The 19,003-nt window shown below is 61.0% G+C and carries 15 protein-coding genes and 1 pseudogene; 11 read left to right on the top strand and 5 right to left on the bottom strand.

Features of this window, described 5'->3' with window-relative positions; all coding sequences use genetic code 11:
• Positions 1-20: 20 nt before the first annotated feature.
• Positions 21-977 (bottom strand): choline ABC transporter substrate-binding protein, encoded by a 957-nt coding sequence (locus GGI60_RS04190; protein WP_183912349.1) that lies wholly within the window; start codon positions 975-977, stop codon positions 21-23.
• A 236-nt stretch (positions 978-1,213) separates the two neighbouring features.
• Between GGI60_RS04190 and GGI60_RS04185 the strand changes: the two genes are divergently transcribed.
• The 3 genes from GGI60_RS04185 to GGI60_RS04175 all read left to right on the top strand — a co-directional run bounded on the left by GGI60_RS04185 (position 1,214) and on the right by GGI60_RS04175 (position 4,325).
• Positions 1,214-1,816, top strand: a complete 603-nt coding sequence (locus GGI60_RS04185) for a thymidine kinase (protein ID WP_183912351.1) — start codon at positions 1,214-1,216, stop codon at positions 1,814-1,816.
• 74 nt (positions 1,817-1,890) lie between these two features.
• A complete protein-coding gene (locus GGI60_RS04180; protein ID WP_183912353.1) occupies positions 1,891-2,964 on the top strand; it encodes a hypothetical protein in 1,074 nt (357 codons plus the stop codon).
• A 230-nt stretch (positions 2,965-3,194) separates the two neighbouring features.
• On the top strand, positions 3,195-4,325 hold the full coding sequence (locus GGI60_RS04175; protein WP_183912355.1) for a DUF2333 family protein: 1,131 nt from the start codon (positions 3,195-3,197) through the stop codon (positions 4,323-4,325).
• A 33-nt stretch (positions 4,326-4,358) separates the two neighbouring features.
• Here the strand turns inward: GGI60_RS04175 and GGI60_RS31865 are convergent.
• Both GGI60_RS31865 and GGI60_RS04170 read right to left on the bottom strand, forming a co-directional pair.
• Positions 4,359-4,492 (bottom strand): annotated as a pseudogene (locus GGI60_RS31865) (diguanylate cyclase); the annotation flags it as partial.
• 83 nt (positions 4,493-4,575) lie between these two features.
• Positions 4,576-5,301: a LuxR family transcriptional regulator gene (locus GGI60_RS04170; protein ID WP_183913850.1), complete on the bottom strand. Its 726-nt coding sequence runs from the start codon at positions 5,299-5,301 to the stop codon at positions 4,576-4,578.
• Positions 5,302-5,608: 307 nt separating this feature from the next.
• On the opposite strand from GGI60_RS04170, the gene GGI60_RS04165 reads away from it, so the two are divergent.
• Positions 5,609-7,300 carry a hypothetical protein gene (locus tag GGI60_RS04165; protein ID WP_210314355.1) on the top strand — a complete coding sequence of 564 codons (1,692 nt, stop codon included), beginning with the start codon at positions 5,609-5,611 and terminating at the stop codon, positions 7,298-7,300.
• A 165-nt stretch (positions 7,301-7,465) separates the two neighbouring features.
• Positions 7,466-9,145, top strand: a complete 1,680-nt coding sequence (locus GGI60_RS04160; RefSeq protein ID WP_183912357.1) for a formate--tetrahydrofolate ligase — start codon at positions 7,466-7,468, stop codon at positions 9,143-9,145.
• A gap of 230 nt (positions 9,146-9,375) precedes the next feature.
• Here GGI60_RS04160 and GGI60_RS04155 read toward each other — a convergent pair whose 3' ends face one another.
• On the bottom strand, positions 9,376-10,332 hold the full coding sequence (locus tag GGI60_RS04155) for an extensin family protein (protein ID WP_183912359.1): 957 nt from the start codon (positions 10,330-10,332) through the stop codon (positions 9,376-9,378).
• 272 nt (positions 10,333-10,604) lie between these two features.
• Here GGI60_RS04155 and GGI60_RS04150 point away from each other — a divergent pair, with 272 nt between their 5' ends.
• The 6 genes from GGI60_RS04150 to queF all read left to right on the top strand — a co-directional run bounded on the left by GGI60_RS04150 (position 10,605) and on the right by queF (position 18,013).
• Positions 10,605-12,863, top strand: coding sequence for a TonB-dependent hemoglobin/transferrin/lactoferrin family receptor (locus tag GGI60_RS04150; protein ID WP_183912361.1), 2,259 nt, complete (start codon positions 10,605-10,607; stop codon positions 12,861-12,863).
• Between the two features lie 265 nt (positions 12,864-13,128).
• Positions 13,129-15,318, top strand: a complete 2,190-nt coding sequence (locus tag GGI60_RS04145) for an anthranilate synthase (protein WP_183912363.1) — start codon at positions 13,129-13,131, stop codon at positions 15,316-15,318.
• A 98-nt stretch (positions 15,319-15,416) separates the two neighbouring features.
• Positions 15,417-15,656 carry a hypothetical protein gene (locus tag GGI60_RS31860; protein ID WP_183912365.1) on the top strand — a complete coding sequence of 80 codons (240 nt, stop codon included), beginning with the start codon at positions 15,417-15,419 and terminating at the stop codon, positions 15,654-15,656.
• Between the two features lie 14 nt (positions 15,657-15,670).
• Positions 15,671-16,402 carry a DUF2161 domain-containing phosphodiesterase gene (locus GGI60_RS04135; protein ID WP_183912367.1) on the top strand — a complete coding sequence of 244 codons (732 nt, stop codon included), beginning with the start codon at positions 15,671-15,673 and terminating at the stop codon, positions 16,400-16,402.
• A gap of 232 nt (positions 16,403-16,634) precedes the next feature.
• Positions 16,635-17,549 (top strand): CDF family cation efflux transporter EmfA, encoded by a 915-nt coding sequence (gene emfA, locus GGI60_RS04130; protein WP_183912369.1) that lies wholly within the window; start codon positions 16,635-16,637, stop codon positions 17,547-17,549.
• Positions 17,549-18,013 (top strand): preQ(1) synthase, encoded by a 465-nt coding sequence (gene queF, locus GGI60_RS04125; protein ID WP_064684379.1) that lies wholly within the window; start codon positions 17,549-17,551, stop codon positions 18,011-18,013. The genes emfA and queF overlap by 1 nt, the downstream gene beginning before the upstream one ends.
• A gap of 132 nt (positions 18,014-18,145) precedes the next feature.
• Here queF and GGI60_RS04120 read toward each other — a convergent pair whose 3' ends face one another.
• Positions 18,146-18,907 (bottom strand): DUF2076 domain-containing protein, encoded by a 762-nt coding sequence (locus GGI60_RS04120; RefSeq protein ID WP_183912371.1) that lies wholly within the window; start codon positions 18,905-18,907, stop codon positions 18,146-18,148.
• Positions 18,908-19,003: the final 96 nt, after the last annotated feature.

Raw genomic sequence — 19,003 nt, 5'->3', positions numbered from 1 at the left:
GAGCCGCCCCATTCATATCATCAGAGACCGAGGCCGGTCTTGGCGGCCGCGAGCGCGTCGCCCTTGCCGTCGCGGGTCTTGACGCCGGCGAGCCAGGGCTCTAGCGCGGAAGGGTTTGCCTTCAGCCATTCGGTAGCCGCAGCTTCCGGTTCCTTGCCGTCGTCCAGGATCTTGCCCATGATCTGGTTCTCCATCTCGAGGGAGAACGTCAGGTTCTTCAGCATCGCGCCGACATTCGGGCATTCGCCGAGGTAGCCGGCGCGGACATTGGTGTAGACCTTGGCGCCGCCGAAGTCGGGGCCGAAGACGTCGTCGCCCCCTGTAAGGTAGGTCAGCTTGAAGTTGGTGTTCATCGGATGGGGTTCCCAGCCGAGGAAGACAACGGGCTTGCCTGACTTGTCGGCACGGGCGACCTGGGCGAGCATGCCCTGTTCGGAGGATTCAACGACTTCCATATCCTTCATGCCGAAGGTGTTCTTTTCGATCAGATCCATGACGAGACGGTTGCCGTCATTGCCGGGCTCGATGCCATAGATCTTGCCGTCGAGATCGTCCTTGTGAGCGGCGATATCCTTGAAGTCCTTGATGCCGAGCTCGGCACCCTTGGCGTTGGTGGCAAGCGTGTACTTGGCGCCGACGAGGTTGGGGCCGAAGGATTCGACCGATTTGTCATCGATATAGGGGCGGACGTCCTTTTCCTGGGTCGGCATCCAGTTGCCGAGGAAGATGTCGATGTCCTTGTTCTTCAGCGAGGTATAGGTGACCGGCACCGAGAGAACCTTGATGTCGGTCTGGTAGCCGATGCTTTTCAGGACGACGGAGGCGGTCGCCGTCGTGGCGGTGATGTCAGTCCAGCCTACGTCGGAGAAACGGACGGTGGAGCAGCTGTCGGGATCGGCGGCGAAGGCGGCGGTCGCAACGGAGAGGGCGGCGACGGCAGTTGCAGTAACGAGTTTGGATGTGCTTGTTGTTTTCATTTTAGACTCCCAGTCTTCAGGTCCCCAAGCCAATCACCAATAGCCCAGTTTGACAAGCGACCTCAGTGTGTTTGCGTCGTATCGACGGGTGCGATTGCGACGTCCGCGATTTTTTCGCAGTGTCTCGTTTTGGCGGCTTTCGTGGGTCTTTAGGTGCTGATTCTTGTGATTATCGCGGGCGCGGGGCTTTTCTTCGTGGTTGTGAGCTTTCAATAAGCCGAGCAAGGAGACATCGGATGGCAAAACTCTATTTCAACTATTCGACAATGAACGCCGGCAAGTCGACGCTCCTGCTGCAAGCCTCCTACAATTATCAGGAGCGCGGCATGCGGACGGTGCAGCTGATCGCCGCCTTCGACGAGCGCGCCGGCCGGGGCGTCATCGGCTCGAGGATCGGGCTGGAAGCGAGCGCCATCCCCTTCGAGCCACACGAAGATCTGTTCCAGCTCATCGCCGGGCTGCGCGGCGAGGGGGCGCCGATTTCCTGCGTCTTCGTCGACGAGGCGCATTTCATGACGGCAGTCCATGTCTGGCAGCTTGCCCGTGTCGTCGATCGGCTCGGCATCCCCGTCATGGTCTATGGGCTCCGGACCGACTTCCAGGGCAAACTGTTTCCGGCCTCGCAGGAGTTGCTGGCGATTGCCGACGAGATGCGCGAAGTGCGCACGATCTGCCATTGCGGCCGTAAGGCGACGATGGTGGTGCGGCTCGACGCCGAAGGCAAGGTGCTGCACGAAGGCGCGCAGATCGATGTTGGCGGCAACGAAAAATATGTCTCGCTCTGCCGCAGGCACTGGGACGACGAAATGAACGGGGCCTGGATCGCAAAGCCGGTCTGATGCGGAGCGGCTCGCCTGTTTTCTTCGGAGCCGCAAGCGGCTAGCTTGAAGCAGGAGATTCCGGGAGAGATCAGGTGCGCAAAGCCCCGCCATTCGACAATCAGTACGAAGCCGCAGGCGGCCTCGCCGAGAAAATCGCGGCCGAGGGAGCCTTTTGCGCAGCCTGCATCCGCGCCTTCAGCAGCGATGAAATACATTCGGCCGACGAGGTCTTCCTCGAACAAAAAGCCCGCTTCCAGGCCCATATCGCCGATAGCGCGGCGTTGGATGGGCTGCTTGCCGAACTGGTCTTTTCGCTCGATCGGATGACTGCAGAGGTTTCCGCCGATCTCGACAGTTTCCGCGGATTGACGCTGCGCGAGAAAATGGCCGGCTGGACGTCCCGCCAGCGAATGTGGCGCATGTATACCGAACGCGTGCGCGAGGCGCCAGTCATCGATCAGCTGCTCGACCTCCTGGCGAAATCGGACACGCTCGCCAGGCTGATCGCCAGCCAGCGCGCTGCGATCATCGAACGCCACAAGGCAGCCGAACACAGTCTCATCGGCATTGTCGAGCAACGGCGCCGGCTGGTCGATTCCATCGATATCGCCCGCCTCAAGATGAAGGAGCTCAACGCCAAGGCGCTGACGACGCAGGGCCGCATCGGCGTCTACGGCAACAGAGCGCATTGGGAGCAGATGGAGGCGGAGCGGCGGGCGCTGAAGGCGGAGGCAGAGCGCATTTCCGCCGAAGAGCATGTAATGCGGGACGACAGCCAGCGGCGCGAGCGCTTCATCGGCCTGTTCCAGGCATTCGTCGATTCACTGAACGGCCGGATCGGTGCCTGCAATGTGCTGCTGCGCAAGCTGATGATCGATGTCGAGGAGCGGTTGCTCATCTATCAGGCGCAGGTCGATACCGACCGGCCGGGCATGAAGGTCAGGATCAAGCCGGAATTCTTTCCCGATATCGCGGCGCCGATCAGGCTGTTCGAGAAGGGTATGCTGGTCGCCCAGGATCTGGAGCGGCGCAAGAGCCGCGCCGATCTCGACGCGGCAGGAAAGTTTCCTGCTTATGCAGAGCCGTTCGCGGAAACTTCGGGAACGCCGCTCATCGATACGGCCCGCAGGCCTTTCCGCTTCAGTCTGCCTTTCCGACGTTCCTGAGCCGTGAAGCGCGGTCTGCGCTGCTTTCATTCTCAAAAATCGTAGGGCTTGTGTTGTGCTCGGCCCACCGAGCGCATATGTGGATGCAACGGGGCGGCGATGTCCTACTGCATAATTCCTTAAATCAGAATCGATTTAAGGAATTATGCAGCGACTCAAAGTGCTACAGCGTCCATAGCGCGTTTGACGCGCGGCGCTGTAGTGTTCGCCTCGCCTGACAGGAGACGACGATGCTTGACCGGATAGCCGGTTTCTTCAGGCTGATCGGCCAGACGATCGGCCGCTGGGCCCGCCTGTTTTTCGCCTGGGCCTTCTGGCCCTTTCTTGCCGCGCATGGGTGGTATCAGCGCCGGAGCTGGATGGTCCGCTTGCCGGTCATCGCATTCGTAGCGCTCTTCGTCGTGCTCTACGGCTATTTCTTTTGGCAGACGCAGGTCTGGACGAATTTCAACACCGCTTTCGTCGACCAATACCGGCTTTCCGAACGCAAGGTTCCCGCCGGGCAGGAACTGCCTGTCGCCGAGGCGAGCGGCGCTGCCGCCGCCAAGACCTGCCAGCGCTCGGCCATCGTCGACGTCACGGCCGACCTGACCGATTTCAACGTCGACCAGAATGCATGGATATCCTCCATGCTGCTCTACAAGATGGGCTTCTTCGGTATCGACTGGGATCACACGCCCTTCCTCGACAATAAAGCGTCGTTCCAGCGTGGCATCAACCAGGCGGTTCGCCGGACTTCGGCGGAGCTTGTCGATACGCTCGGGCGCGTGCGCGGCACATCGGGCATCAATAATGATCTGCAGAGCGCGCGCGGCAATCTGCAGTTCGACGAACATAGCTGGTATTTCGGTCTCAATCCTTTCGGGCCAAAGACACCAACGCCCTCCTATTACCGGTCGGCGATCGGCAGCCTGCGCAAATTCAACACCGATCTTTCCGCCTGCAACGTCATTTTCGACGGCCGCGCCGACAATCTTATGCAGTTCATTGACCGCGTCGCCAACGATCTTGGCGGGACCTCCGACATGCTTGCCGAGCGCTCGGAGCACCACAATCGCGGCTGGTTCGATACGCGCGCCGACGACCGGTTCTGGTTCGCCTACGGTCAGCTCTATGCTTATTACGCCATTCTTGCCGCTGCACAGGCGGATTTTTCCCAGGTGGTGCAGGAGCGCAATCTCGGCGCGGTCTGGGGCGGCACGATGCGACAGTTCCAGGCGGCGCTCCGCATCCAGCCGGCGATCATCTCGAACGGGCGCGAGGATGGTTGGATCATGCCGAGCCATCTTGCCACCATGGGTTTCTACATTTTGAGGGTGCGCTCGAACCTCGTGGAAATCCGTTCGGTGCTCGATCGTTAAGTGCCGCGCCTCGAGGGTGGTCAGCGGGGCGGCCGTATGATCCTCGAAGCCAAGGACTCGCAGCTTTTCGACGAATCGTAGGTGACGCCAACGATGCCGCCACCGCTCGCATCGTCGCGGAAGCGGCCGATGCTGCGCACCAGTTTGTAGCCGCCAAGCCGATTGTCGTCTTGTCGACGACCGGCTGTTCGAAGCAAAGAGACCCAATTCCCCAATTTAGGGGATGACGTTCTGACTCTCGTCTGATTGCTCAGTTGATCAGCTTCAATCGAATTGCTTTTGCTACCAATTGCGTGCGGTTGACGCAATCGAGTTTTTTGATCGCGTTGGTCATGTAGGCGTTCACGGTATGATCAGACAGCGTCAGGATTTGACCGATCTCGATCGAGGTCTTGCCCTGTGCGGTCCAGCGCACGACTTCAAGTTCGCGCGCCGACAACGCATTGTGGACGCTTTCCTCGTTACGCCTGACGGCATTATATGCGTCGAGGGCGTGGAGGATGATGATCGCCAGCTCGTTGACCTCGCTCTGGCCGAGCGCGGCGCGTTCGCCGCAAAACCAGAAGACCAGGCGGCGGCCGTCGACTGCAATGGTCGGCATGGCGACCCCCGCCGGGATCGCATGGTGCAGCATCAGGGCGCGCAGTTCGGCGGGAAAGGCCTGACCATTGACGGCATCGTTGAGGTGCCACGCCAGCGGCACGGCCGACTCCCTCAACCGCAGGCCGAAAGGACAACCACGCATCATATTGGCGCGGTCGAAATCGCGGACATAGGCGGCGGGAAGCGAGCTTTCGATCAACAGCGGCTTCAGCAGGAGATCTTCCGGAGAAGGGGCGTGCATCAGCGTCGCATGAGACAATCCGAAGGCTGTTGCCACCCTGCCGAGAGCCTGCGCAAACAGGCCACGCGTCCCTGCAACTGCAAGCTCCGCCGAAAGTAACGACTGTCTTTCAGAGGTGGTCATGTAAGACATTTGTACGCCTCCGGCAGCCCCGATGTTATCGCTATCAAATACAGAAACTGCGGCGGATGCTAGTCCCAATTGCCTAATCTCGCGCCGATTAATCCGAATCGTGAAGAAATAGTCGCAATTGCGCGCGTCCCGGTTGAGTTGCCGCCGGCGCAAGTAGCGTTGTGGTATTTTGACTTCTCCTGCGGCAGGGTAGCTGTGGATTTCGCCCAGGCCGGGCAGGAAGAGAATCATGGCGGAAGAGGCGGGGCGGCGCGAGACGCCGAAATCCGGCTTGCTGCCGCCCGATGCAATTGCTAAGCGTATTCGCATGTATAACCGAGGCGACCTAATCGTGCGCTTTGCAAGCAAATTGCGTCTGAAGTATCTGCTTTTTCTGATATTACTTGTTTTTCTTCTTTTGAGCTTGCCGTTCGGTGCTGCGACCTCGCAGGCTGCCGGGCAGAACCAGCCGGCAGGGCAGCCGCCGATGCGCTTCATCCTCGTTCACCATCCCCTCTGCGTGGAAAACTGTCCGGGATGGATATCGGCAGAGGGACGCATCACCTCCGATACGCCAGGCCAATTTCGAAAAATTCTGAAAAAGATCGGCGGCCGGAAATTGCCGATCGTCTTCCGGTCCGAGGGCGGTGATGTCGAAGCCGCTTATGCGATTGGCCGGATGATCCTCAAAGCCGGTCTGGAAACGGCGGTAGGCGGCACGCGGCTGAAAGATTGCCCGGCGGACGATCTGCGTTGCAATGCCGCTATCGCAAACGATGGGACCGCGCTTGGCAACACCTATTCGGTCGGTGCATATTGTTTTTCCGCCTGTCCGCTGGCATTCGCCGGCGGTACGGAGCGTGTCGCCTCGCAATGGGCGTTGATCGGCGTCCACCAGATCACGACAATCTATAATAAGGTGCGAGTCTCTTACCGCATCGAATACAAGATCGTGAACGGCAAGAAGAAGGAAATCTCCCGCAAGGAAGTTGGACGCAAGTCAGCAGGGCAGAGCAGTTCCACCAAGCTCGGCAAGAAGGCCACCGCGGCCCTGACGGGCTACTTGAAGGAAATGGGCGTCAGCGCCGATTTGGTCGGCCTGATGATGAGCGCCACGCCTGACAGCATCAACATCGTACCGGCCGCAGATTCCCTCCGCATGGGCCTCGTGACCGATATGCTGGCCTACAACGAATGGCCCGGCATGCCTGCCTGCGGGCCGGATGTGGCGGCCGAGGCCGTCTGCCATGGCCATCGCCCGGTCGAAACGCCGGTAGCCAAGATGCCTGTGCAGGATGCGGCCGCAACCACGGGCGAGAGCCTGCCGAAAACCAGGCCGATGGACTTTCTCCTGATGTACAATGGCAATTGTCAGGAAGAGTGCATGCAGTGGATTGCTGCGGATGGAGACATCACGCCGGATACGCCGGCGCGGCTGGAAGCGATCCTGAAGACGCTCGGCGGAAGAAAGCTGCCGGTAGTCCTTCAGTCTAACGGCGGTGACATGGACGCGGCTTTCGCAATGGGGCGGATGATCCGTACGGCAGGTCTGGAGACCTCCATTGGCAGAACGCAGTTGCCGAATTGTCCAGAGCTGGATCCGCGTTGCAAGGCCAGTATCGCCAAAAACGGACCGACCAAGGGCGAGGTCTTTGCCTCCCGTGCCTATTGCCTTTCGACCTGTACTCTTGTCCTGATGAGCGGAACGCCGCGGATTGTCGGCTATTCGTCTATCGGCCTCGTTAGACCCACGACGGCCGAATATACGAAATTCCTCGCCTATTTCGACGAGATGGGCATCAATGCTGAGAGATACGAGACGGTAATGCCTGCCATATCAACTGAGCGAGGAAGGATCATACTTCCTTCTCAGGCCCTCGAACTTGGCATCATCGATGGTATCATTCCCTATAATGAAGAGCCCGGATTGCATGTCTGCGGGCCGGAGGCGAAGGAAAGTCTCCGGTGCCCCAGAAAGCCGGAGGCAGAAGCAGGCCCTGTCGCAGCCACTGTAAATTGACATCGGGGTGTGAAGGCACGCCGTAGCGGCAATCGTTATGCGCCAGATAAACACCGAGCGCGGCAGCCGCAACACACGTCGCGCTATTCACACCCTGCCGATATTTCGCTATCCCGATGAAGAGGAAACATCGGCTCCGCTGCTGCGGAGCTCGGGGGAGCATCCATGCCGTCAATCAAATCCGATATCGAAATCGCGCGCGCGGCGGCCAAGAAGCCGATCTTCGAGGTCGGAGCGAAACTCGGCATACCAGCCGATCAGCTCGCTCCTTATGGCCACGACAAGGCCAAGGTCAGCGCCGAGTTCATCGCGGCGCAGGCGGGCAAGAAAGATGGCAAGCTGATCCTCGTCACGGCGATCAACCCGACGCCGGCAGGGGAGGGTAAGACGACCACGACCGTCGGGCTCGGCGACGGGCTGAACCGGATCGGCAAGACGGCCATGATCTGCATACGCGAGGCTTCGCTCGGTCCCTGCTTCGGCGCCAAGGGCGGAGCGGCAGGCGGCGGTTATGCGCAGGTCGTACCGATGGAAGACATCAATCTGCATTTCACCGGCGATTTTCATGCGATCACCTCGGCGCACAATCTGCTGGCGGCGATGATCGACAACCACATCTATTGGGGCAACGAAGAGAATATCGACATCCGCCGCATTGTCTGGCGACGGGTCATGGACATGAATGACAGGGCGCTCAGGAGCATGGTCTCCTCGCTCGGCGGCGTGGCCAACGGCTTCCCGCGCCAAGGCGGGTTCGACATCACCGTCGCCTCCGAAGTGATGGCGATCCTCTGTCTCGCCACTGACCTGAAAGATCTGGAGCGGAGGCTCGGCGATATCATCATCGGCTATCGCTTCGACAGGACGCCGGTGCATGCGCGCGACCTGAAGGCCGACGGCGCAATGGCGGTGCTGCTCAAGGATGCGATGCAGCCGAACCTCGTGCAAACGCTGGAGAACAATCCCGCTTTCGTGCATGGCGGCCCTTTCGCCAATATTGCTCATGGCTGCAATTCGGTGACGGCGACGAAGACGGCGCTGAAGCTTGCCGACTACGCGGTGACGGAAGCAGGTTTCGGGGCGGATCTCGGCGCCGAGAAATTCTTCGACATCAAATGCCGCAAGGCCGGGCTGAGACCGGATGCGGCGGTCATTGTCGCGACCGTCAGGGCGCTGAAGATGAATGGCGGGGTGAAAAAAGAGGAGCTCGGCACGGAGGATGTGGTGGCGCTGAAGAAGGGCTGCGCCAATCTCGGCCGGCACGTTGCCAATGTGCGCCGTTTCGGCGTGCCCGTGGTCGTCGCGATCAACCACTTCGTCTCGGACACCGACGCCGAGATCGCGGCGGTGAAGGAATTTGTCTCACGGCTCGGCGCCGAGGCGATCCTCTGCCAGCATTGGGCGAAGGGTTCGGCCGGCATAGAGGAACTGGCGCACAAGGTGGTGGAACTGGCCGAATCGGGCCAGGCGAAGTTTCAGCCGCTCTATGGCGACGACATTTCGCTGTTCGAGAAGATCGAGATCGTCGCCTCGAAGATCTACCATGCCGGCGAGGTGACGGCCGACAAGGCGGTGCGCGATCAGCTGCAGACATGGGAGGAACAGGGCTACGGCAAGCTGCCGGTCTGCATAGCGAAGACGCAATATTCCTTCTCCACCGATCCAAACCTGCGCGGCGCGCCGGAAGGACATATCGTTCCCGTGCGCGAGGTGCGGCTTTCGGCAGGCGCTGGTTTCGTCGTCGCCATCACCGGCGAGATCACGACGATGCCCGGCCTGCCGAAATCACCTTCGGCGGAGCGGATTTTCCTAAACGAGCAGGGTTATATCGAAGGGTTGTTCTGATCCGGCGTGTGACACCCCAATTCACGAGATTCGCGCGACCAGCCCCTCATCCGCCTGCCGGCACCGACCCGGGTCGAGCCACGCGCCTCGACCCGTCCTTCGGACCCCCGCTTGCGGGGCGAAGGGGATATGCCGCGGGCTCTCCGTTCAGATCTACCTCTCGCGGGGCACGTCCCCTCGCCCCATTTTTACGGGAAGAGGGCTCGTCCAGGATGAGGGGCACTAAATGATCAATGACAATAACGATAGCCGCCCTTCCTATCCATCACATCGAGATGGAAATGGGTCTCGTGGGCGGCGTCGCTTTCGGGGTCCAGCACGGTGGTGAAATAGATGCAGCCGGCGGCGCTGACGGTACGCTGGAAGGCGCCGGTCAACGTCGGGTCCTCGCGGCGGGCGCGGACGGCGACGTCCTCGCCTTTCTCGAAATGGAAGCTTGCAATGTCGATGGCATTGCCGCGGGCATGCTCGGAGATCTTGCCGGTTTCAGCGCCGTTGCGCAGACGGCACATATAGGATGTTGCCTGGTTGACGGTCGTGAGGCGCCCCTGTTCCGGCAGGGCAGCGGAGGCGGCCGGGATGACGCTCTCTTTCAGCCAGCGGGCGAGGGCGAGTGCCGCCGGGCAGCGGATTGTCGCCTCCGGCTTGAGCGCAATGCCGGGCAGGGCTTCGGAGACGATGATCGGTTTGTCGATGCCACAGCCGTTGCCGTCGTCGATGCGCGGCGTGTCCTTGAAGACGGCGCCCAAGGCTCGGAGTGCGGCTGTGCATTCTGCGTGTTCGGAGTCGCTTTCGGGTTCGATCGTCAGATGTTGTTCCTCGAGCGTCTGCTCGGCAGGCGGCTTGTTCTCTTCCGCCGGCGTCTGCGGGCTTTTTAGCCCGCCCGGCGGCAGCGGCGGGCCTTGCATCGGTTCTGCCCGCTCCGGCTTTGCTTGTTCGGGCTTTGCCGGTTCGGACTTTCCGTGTTCGGTTTGGGGCGCCGATGGCTCCTTCACATCGGGCTTCGGCTGCGGCGCCGGCACATCCGCCGACGCGGGCGGCTCAGTCTTGTCGGGAAGCGGAGTAGGACTGGTCGCAGCCCCGGTGTCGGGGCGAGGTTGGGGTAAAGGACCATGCGGGGGCAGGCGGGCGCCAGCAAGAAAGGCGGTAGCGGCGAGAAGGATTGCCAGTATCGAAAGTTTTCTCAACGCATCCTATTCCCTGGTGTCGATAGCAGAAGGGATAACGCACTATGGCGGGTTTCGTTGCAATTGCGCAACGTCCTGGAAGATCATTAAAAACTTGAAAACAAGCTTCAACATAAACCAGTCGTTTATGTTGACAATCATTCTCATGTTTTTTAAGCGGCAAAAAGAAGGCGGATTTCTGCTCCGTCTTATCCGCAATAGCCCAGCCAGCCCATCGAGCGTTCGACGCGCCACGACCAGCCAGCCCGGTAATCATCATGAGAGGGTAGGTTATGATCGTCCGGCATTGGCGCTCGGTTCTAATGGTTTGCACGGCAGTTGCAGCTGTTCTTCCTGTTTCGCAGTCTTTCGCGCAGAGCGCTCCGGTCACCACGCCGGAAGCGACGGCGGATGACAGCACCGTCCTGCAGAAGATCGTCGTCAAGGGCAAGCGCGTGGCGCCGGGCAGTGTTGCCGATACGCCGCTCGCGACAGAGATCACCCAGAAGCAGCTGGAAGAGAAGCAGGTCACCAATTACGACGACATCGGCCGCAGCGTCGATGCAGGCGTCAACTATTCGCGCGCCGATGCGGGCTTTAACCTGCGCGGCCTTTCCGGCGCTCGCATCCTGACGACGATCGACGGGATTCCGATCCCTTACATCTCGAACAGCTCGCGCCAGGGTGCTTTTGCGCCTGCCAACGCCAATGGCGGCGGCGACACTTTCGATTTCGATTCGCTGTCTTCGCTCGATATCGTGCGCGGCGCGGATTCGAGCAAGGGCGGTTCGGGCATGCTCGGCGGCGCCCTCGTTCTCAATACGCTGGAACCGGAGGATCTGATCCCTGAGGATCGTGACTGGGGCGCGATCGTCAAGTCGACCTATGACAGCGAAGACCGCAGCCTCTCCGGTTCGGCCGCCGCCGCCAAGAAGATCGGCAGCACCTCGATCCTATTCCAGGGCGGCTACCGCAAAGGCCATGAGCGGGCAAACATGGGCAACAATGATGTTTACGGCGCTCTTCGCACCGAGGCGAACCCGGCTGATTTCGACCAGAACAACCTGCTTTTCAAACTTCGCCAGGAGCTGGAAGGCGGTCATCGCATCGGCTTGACGGCGGAACGGTTCCGCCGCGACCTGGAAACCGACCTGCGCCACCTTCAGGGGGGAACCAGCCCGCGCAACTTCATGATCGACAATTATGACGGTCGCGAACAGCGTGACCGCGATCGCATATCGCTCGACTATGATTATGAAGCGCAGTCTTCCGACGCGTTCTTCAGCAGCGCGCGTGCCACGCTTTATTGGCAGGATTTGAAGAAGGAAGCGGGCAGCGGGGGCCGTACGACCGCCAATGTTGCCTATGGCCGCAACAACGAGGTCGAAAACGAAACCTGGGGCTTCAGCGGCATCGCGACGAAGGATTTCGAATATTCCGGTCTCAGCCACTCCGTTCGCGTCGGCCTTGACGTCGGCGTCTCCAGCTGGAGCCAATATAGCTGGGCTCTGTGCCCCACGTCGACGACTTGCCCAACGCTGAACAATCAGGCGGAAGTTCCTAATGTGGACAGCCAGACCCTTGGGCTAGTGGTCGAAGACAAGATCGAGATCGGCAATACCGGCTTCACGCTGACGCCCGGTTTCCGCTTCGACTGGTTCAACTACGACCCCTCGACCGGCGGCGGTTTTGCCAACAATACCGGTCTTGCCCGCTTCGGCGATCTTCGCGACCGGACGGAAGCCGCCCTGTCGCCGAAGATCCTTGCGACATACGATCTGACGCCTGATGTCGAGCTCTATATGCAGCTGGCGGTCGGCTTCCGTGCGCCCACCGTCGACGAGCTCTATAGCCGCTTCTACAACCCCACGGGCCGCTACGCCCAGCTCGGCAATCCCGATCTGGAACCGGAAATCGGCCGCGGCATCGAAGTCGGCGCCAATTTCGACACGGGCGATTTTACCGGCAGGGTCGCGGCTTTCCATACCCGTTATCAGAACTTCATCGAGACGGTGACGAGCGTCGACTCAACCGGTTTCACGGAGTTCAATTATACGAACGTGGCTGCGGCCACGATCTCCGGCATTGAAGCCAGTGCAGCAAAGACGTTCAACAGCGGCATCAATCTGCATGCTTCGCTTGCCTATGCCTATGGCAGGAACGAAGAGACGACGCAGCGCCTGCGCTCGGTGGCGCCGTTCAAGGCGATCGTCGGCGGCGGCTGGAGCAATGAGACTTTCGGCTTCGATCTTTCCTCGACGCTTTCGTCCGGTATGCTGACCGATCACCTCGATACACCAATCACCAACACCGCCGACACGACCTTCGATGCGCCTGGTTATGCCATCGTCGATTTGACCGGCTGGTGGACACCGGAAGAGCTGCCGGGCCTGCGCGTCCAAGCTGGTGTCTACAACATCTTCGACCAGGAGCACTACAACGCGCTCGCCGTGCGCGACGTCAATCTCAGCTCGGCGACCGCGTCGCAGCCGCGGGAGTGGTATTCCGAGCCGGGCCGCACATTCAAGGTCTCGCTCACCAAGACCTTCTGAGCCAGTCATGCCTTCAAGGCTGGGGAGGGGCGGCTTTCGGGCCGCCCTTTTCATTCGTGCGATCGCCTCTTGCGCGGCGGCTGATCTCAGGCTAACAATTTTCCATGATCAAGTCCTTGAACATCGCTGTTTGGTGGTGGGCTCGCTAAGGCGGCCTCGACCAATCGTGTCCAAAGACGACGACGAGTGAGCCGCCCGAAACTTCGAGGCGGCTTTTTTGTTTTATCGCCGCCTGTCGTCCGGGCCCCGATAACGGAGTGGAATTATGGTAACGATCCTGCGGGATGATGGTGCGGAAATTTACGAGACCAAGGGCGGGATATCGGTCACGCGGCAGCGGCGGGCGATCCCCTACAGCGATGCGGTCTCTTCCTATGTCGACAAGCTCGACGAGCGCCGCGGCGCGGTGTTTTCATCGAACTACGAATATCCGGGCCGCTATACGCGCTGGGACACCGCCGTCGTCGATCCGCCGCTCGGCATCTCCTCCTTCGGGCGCGACGTCTGGATCGAAGCCTATAACGAACGCGGCGAGGTGCTTCTCGGGTTCGTGACCGAACGGTTGCGGACGGTGCCCGACCTCGTGCTCGGCGCTGCCTCCGCCCGCCGCCTCGACCTCTCCGTCAAGACGCCGGACCGGGTGTTCACCGAGGAGGAGCGTTCGAAGATGCCGACGGTCTTCACCGTGCTGCGCGCCGTGACCGACCTCTTCTATTCGCAGGCCGATGCGAGCCTCGGGCTTTACGGCGCCTTCGGCTACGACATCGCCTTCCAGTTCGACGCGATCGATCTGAAGCTGAAGCGTCCCTCCGACCAGCGCGACATGGTGCTTTACCTGCCGGATGAGATCTTGGTCGTCGATAATTACGCCGCGAAAGCCTGGATCGACCGCTACGATTTCGAGAAAGGCGGCGTGTCGACTGAGGGCAAGGCCGAGCAGATCGCGCCGGAGCCTTTCAAACACACGGATGCCATTCCGCCGAAGAGCGATCATCGGCCCGGCGAATATGCCGAACTCGTCACCAAGGCCAAGGAAAGCTTCCGCAAGGGCGACCTCTTCGAGGTCGTGCCCGGGCAGAAATTCATGGAGCGCTGCGAAAGCAAGCCTTCCGACATTTCCAAGCGGCTGAAGGCGATCAATCCGTCGCCCTATTCCTTCTTCATCAATCTCGGCAATCAGGAATATCTGGTCGGGGCCTCGCCCGAAATGTTCGTGCGTGTCTCCGGCCGCCGTATCGAGACCTGCCCGATTTCGGGGACGATCAAGCGTGGCGACGATCCGATCGCCGATAGCGAGCAGATCCTGAAGCTTTTGAATTCCAAGAAGGACGAGTCCGAGCTGACCATGTGCTCGGACGTCGACCGCAACGACAAAAGCCGCGTGTGCGAGCCGGGTTCCGTCAAGGTTATCGGCCGCCGGCAGATCGAGATGTATTCGCGCCTCATTCATACCGTCGATCATATCGAGGGTCGGCTGCGCGACGACATGGACGCCTTCGACGGTTTCCTCAGCCACGCCTGGGCGGTCACCGTCACCGGCGCGCCGAAGCTCTGGGCGATGCGCTTCATCGAGAGCCATGAAAAGAGCCCGCGTGCATGGTATGGTGGGGCAATCGGCATGGTCGGCTTCAACGGCGACATGAACACCGGCCTGACGCTGCGCACCGTGCGCATCAAGGACGGTATCGCCGAGGTGCGCGCCGGCGCAACGCTGCTCAACGACTCCATTCCGGAGGAAGAAGAAGCCGAAACCGAATTGAAGGCCTCTGCCATGCTTTCCGCCATCCGAGACGCCAAGACCGGCAATTCCGGCAAGATCCAGCGCGACGTCGCAAGCGTCGGCAAGGGCGTCAGCATCCTTCTGATCGACCATGAGGACAGTTTCGTCCATACGCTCGCCAATTACTTCCGCCAGACGGGGGCGACGGTTTCGACCGTGCGCACGCCGGTGCCGGAGGAGATTTTCGACCGGTTGAATCCGGATCTGGTCGTGCTGTCGCCCGGGCCCGGAACGCCGAAGGATTTCGACTGCAAGGCGACGATCAAGAAGGCGCGGGCCCGCAACCTGCCGATCTTCGGCGTCTGCCTCGGCCTGCAGGCGCTCGCCGAGGCCTATGGCGGGGAACTGCGCCATCTGGCGCTGCCGATGCACGGCAAGCCCTCGCGCATCCGCGTGCTGGAGCCGGGCATCGTCTTCTCCGGTCTCGCCAGGGAGGTGACGGTCGGCCGCTACCACTCGATCTTCGCCGATCCTTCGACGCTGCCGGCTGAGTTCATCATCACGGCAGAGAGCGAGGACGGCACGATCATGGGCATCGAACATGCCAAGGAGCCGATCGCCGCTGTGCAGTTCCATCCGGAATCGATCATGACGCTCGGCGGCGATGCCGGCATGCGGATGATCGAGAATGTCGTGGCGCATCTGGCGCGCAAGGTGAAGACCAAGGCTGCTTGACGGCCATTCTGTTTGCCCTTCCCGCCAGCGGGAAGGGCGGGTTGACTTCTTCTGGCAAATCAGAACATTTCCGGAACGATCAACCGGGAATTATCACCGTGGCCAATGCCGAGAAGTTCATCGTCCTTCCTTACCGCAAAAACCGCGGCAATCTCATGCCCGGCGAAATGCGTCAGGCATCGAATGCCGTCAGCGCGGAAAAGATCGCTTCGGCGATGGCCGAGCGTTTCGTCGGCGTTGCGGCCTATGCCGTGATCGTCGACGAGGAAACCGGCGACATGACCTCGCCGCGACTGCTTGCCCGATATGGCGAGATTGCCGATCTCAACGCCGCCTGAGGCGTGATTTTCCCATGGAGACGTCGCTCTACCTGCCGGTCAAAGCATTCCTGGAGGCGGCCGGTTATGTCGTCAAGGGTGAGGTCGGCGGCTGCGATCTCGTGGGGCTGAGCGATGGTGAGCCGCAGATCGTGGTCGTGTGCGAACTCAAGCTCTCCTTCAATCTCGAACTGCTGCTCCAGGCCGTCGACCGGGCCGCTATGAGCGATGAAGTCTGGATCGCGGCGCGGGTTTCGGCCAAGGGGCGCGGGCGGGAAGCCGACAAGCGCTACCGCGACCTCTGCAGGCGGCTCGGGATCGGGATGCTCGGCGTCTCGGATGGCGGCGAGGTCAGCGTCATCGTCAGTTCCGTCTCGCCGATGCCGCGCACCAACCCGAAGCGGCGCACGCGTCTGGTGAAGGAGCACCAGCGCCGTCGCGGCGATCCCGCTGTCGGCGGCGGCTCACGGGCGCCGATCATGACCGCCTATCGTCAGCAGGCGCTGCTCTGCGCGGCGGCGCTCGACCAGGGCGTGGCGCGGCCGCGGGATATGAAGGCGCTTACACCCAATGCAGGCCGGATCCTGCTCGACAATGTCTACGGATGGTTCGAGCGCAGGGAGAAGGGCGTCTACGCGCTGACGCCGGCCGGGCAGGCCGCTCTCCTGCGCTGGCCGCAGCCTGTCGCCGATCCCGCTCCCTTGAACAGTATGATTTCAGGCCCGATCGGCCTAAAATCTGAATCCTGTTCTAAATTAAAGAACTAGAGCTGATGTCGTCGGAAAACCGCTCACACTTTTCGGCATCATGCTCTTGAGCTGAAGCCGAATTCGCGTCTCCGGCGGCAACAGCTGTGAAGGACGCGTCATTCTTTTTGACAAATCCTGAAACATCGCCCATATCACCCTCAACTGGACCGCCTGCGCGACATTCGCGTGGGCGGTTTTGCGTTTCAATGGCTTGGACCCTGCAATTCATTCGCAACCGCAGGAGGACGATATGAGCGACGACGGCGATCTTACGGTTCGAAAGCTGGCGATGTGGGGGATTCCGCTGTCGCTCGGCGTCATGGGGCTGAAGATGGTGGCTTGGTGGGTGACCGGCTCGGTGGCGCTGCTGTCGGACGGGCTTGAATCGACGGTCAACGTCGTCGCCGCCTTCCTCGCCTTCTTCGTCATCCGCTATGCGCAGAAGCCGGCCGATCACGACCATCCCTTCGGCCATCATAAGGCGGAATACCTCTCTGCCGTCACGGAAGGCGTGCTGATCGTCGTCGCTGCCCTGCTGATCGTCAACGAAGCGATCGGCTATCTCTCCGAACCGCGCATGCTCGATGCGCCGGTCCTCGGCCTTGCGATCAATTTCGCGGCCGGCATTATCAACGCGGTCTGGGCGCGGCTGCTGATCCGGGCGGGCCGCAAACATCGCTCGGCGGCCCTGGCGGCGGACGGCCAGCATATCATGTCCGACGTGGTGACCTCGATCGGCGTGCTCGCCGGCCTGCTGCTGGCGCTGGCGACCGGTTATGCGATCTTCGATCCGGTGCTTGCCATTCTCGTCGCCGTCAACATTCTCTATCAGGGCTGGAAGGTGATCTCGCAATCGATCGGCGGCCTGATGGACCAGGCGGTCGAGCCGCAGGAGGAGGAGGCGATCAAGCAGGCGATTGCCACCCATGCGGCGGGCTCGATCGGCGTGCATGATCTGAAGACCAGGCGGGCGGGTACCGTCACCTTCATCGATTTTCACATGGTGGTGCCGGGGACTATGTCCGTGCGGCAGGCGCATGATATATGCGACCGCCTTGAGGATGCCATCAGGACAGTGCATGAGGGCGCCAAAATAGCCATTCATGTGGAGCCGGAGGGCGAAAAGGCCCATGGCATCCGCGTCAAAGTCGTCAAGGAGGCATGATGCCGAATACCGATGTTTCCAGCCTGTCGATGCTGGGCCAGCAAACCGAAACCGCCCATTCGCCGGAGGAGGCGGTACTCGAAAAAGTGCCGTCCAACCATGCCGGCACCGATTACGTCGTGCGTTTCACCGCGCCGGAATTCACCTCGCTCTGCCCGATGACCGGACAGCCGGATTTCGCCCATATCGTCATCGACTACATTCCGGGTGAATGGCTAGTGGAATCGAAGTCGCTGAAGCTGTTCCTTCATTCCTTCCGCAATCACGGCGCCTTTCACGAGGACTGCTCGATCTATATCGCCAAGCGCATCGTCGAACTGCTCGATCCCAAATGGCTGAGAATCGGAGCCTATTGGTATCCGCGCGGCGGCATTCCGATCGACGTCTTCTGGCAGACGGGCAAGCCGCCGGAAGGTGTGTGGCTGCCCGAGCAGGGCGTCGCCACCTATCGTGGCCGTGGGTGAGGAGCGGTCGGGCAAAGGCCTAGCATCGATCCAGTGAATCGATCGCAACGACGAACACTGAGACCAGGCGAAGCGCCGGGCAACGGTGCGGCAACGTAAAGCCAACTGCCGCCCATTTCTGCTCGTTAAACCTCAAACATCCGTGACGTCGTCGCCAGACGAATCGTCACTATAATCATCGCCGTCATCGTAATCGGCCTGCTGCAGGTTGTCGTCATTGTCATTGCCGGCATTATCCGCGGCCTGACGGACGTCGTCATTGCCATAATAGTTGTTGATGATGGTCTCTTCGGTCGGTGCGGTGTCATTGCCGAACGGGTTGGCACCGAAGGGCGAGCCCCAACCGAGCGAGGACATATGGTTGCTGAAGATGCCGCTCAGCGAGTTGGCAAGCAGCATGCCGCCGGCAACGCCGGCTGCCGTGCCGAGAGCGCCGCGCAGAAAGCTGCCGCCGGCAGACGGCGCGTAGGTCTGCTGGCTCCAGGGGCCAGTGGGCTGCTGTGGCGTCTGGCGATCGTAGCCGCGCGGCTCGTCATAGGCGCGGGACGGGTGGCCCCAGGGACCGGGGTTGGAGGGCACAGGCGCGGGCTGTTGCGTCTGGGTATTGCCGAAGATCGAGCTTAGGAAGCCGCCGCCCTGTTCGGCTTGGTGGTGCTCGCTGGCTCCGGCTTCAAACTGCCGGACACGCTCTTCCAATTCTTTGATATGATTGGCGGCAGCTTCCAGACCTTTTTCCTGCACGATGACGGCCTGGGCGAGATAATAAGTGGCGGACGGCTGCTCGCGCGTCGCCTGATCGACCAGGGCTTCGGCCTCGCGGTCGCGCGGCTGGGCTTGCGCCGTGCGCACTCGGTCGAAGAGGGCGGTTAGCAATTGACGTTCTTCCGGTGACATGTCCGGTCTCCTGTTGATCTCGTATGGCGGTTGCCGTGTGAGAGGTGAGGTAGGAACCGATTCCGGCTTTTCAAAGCCTTCCACCGTTACATTTCA

The sequence above is a fragment of the Rhizobium lentis genome (assembly GCF_014200175.1).
Classification (GTDB): Bacteria; Pseudomonadota; Alphaproteobacteria; order Rhizobiales; family Rhizobiaceae; genus Rhizobium; species Rhizobium mulingense.
This window is presented reverse-complemented; position numbering and strand designations above follow the sequence as displayed.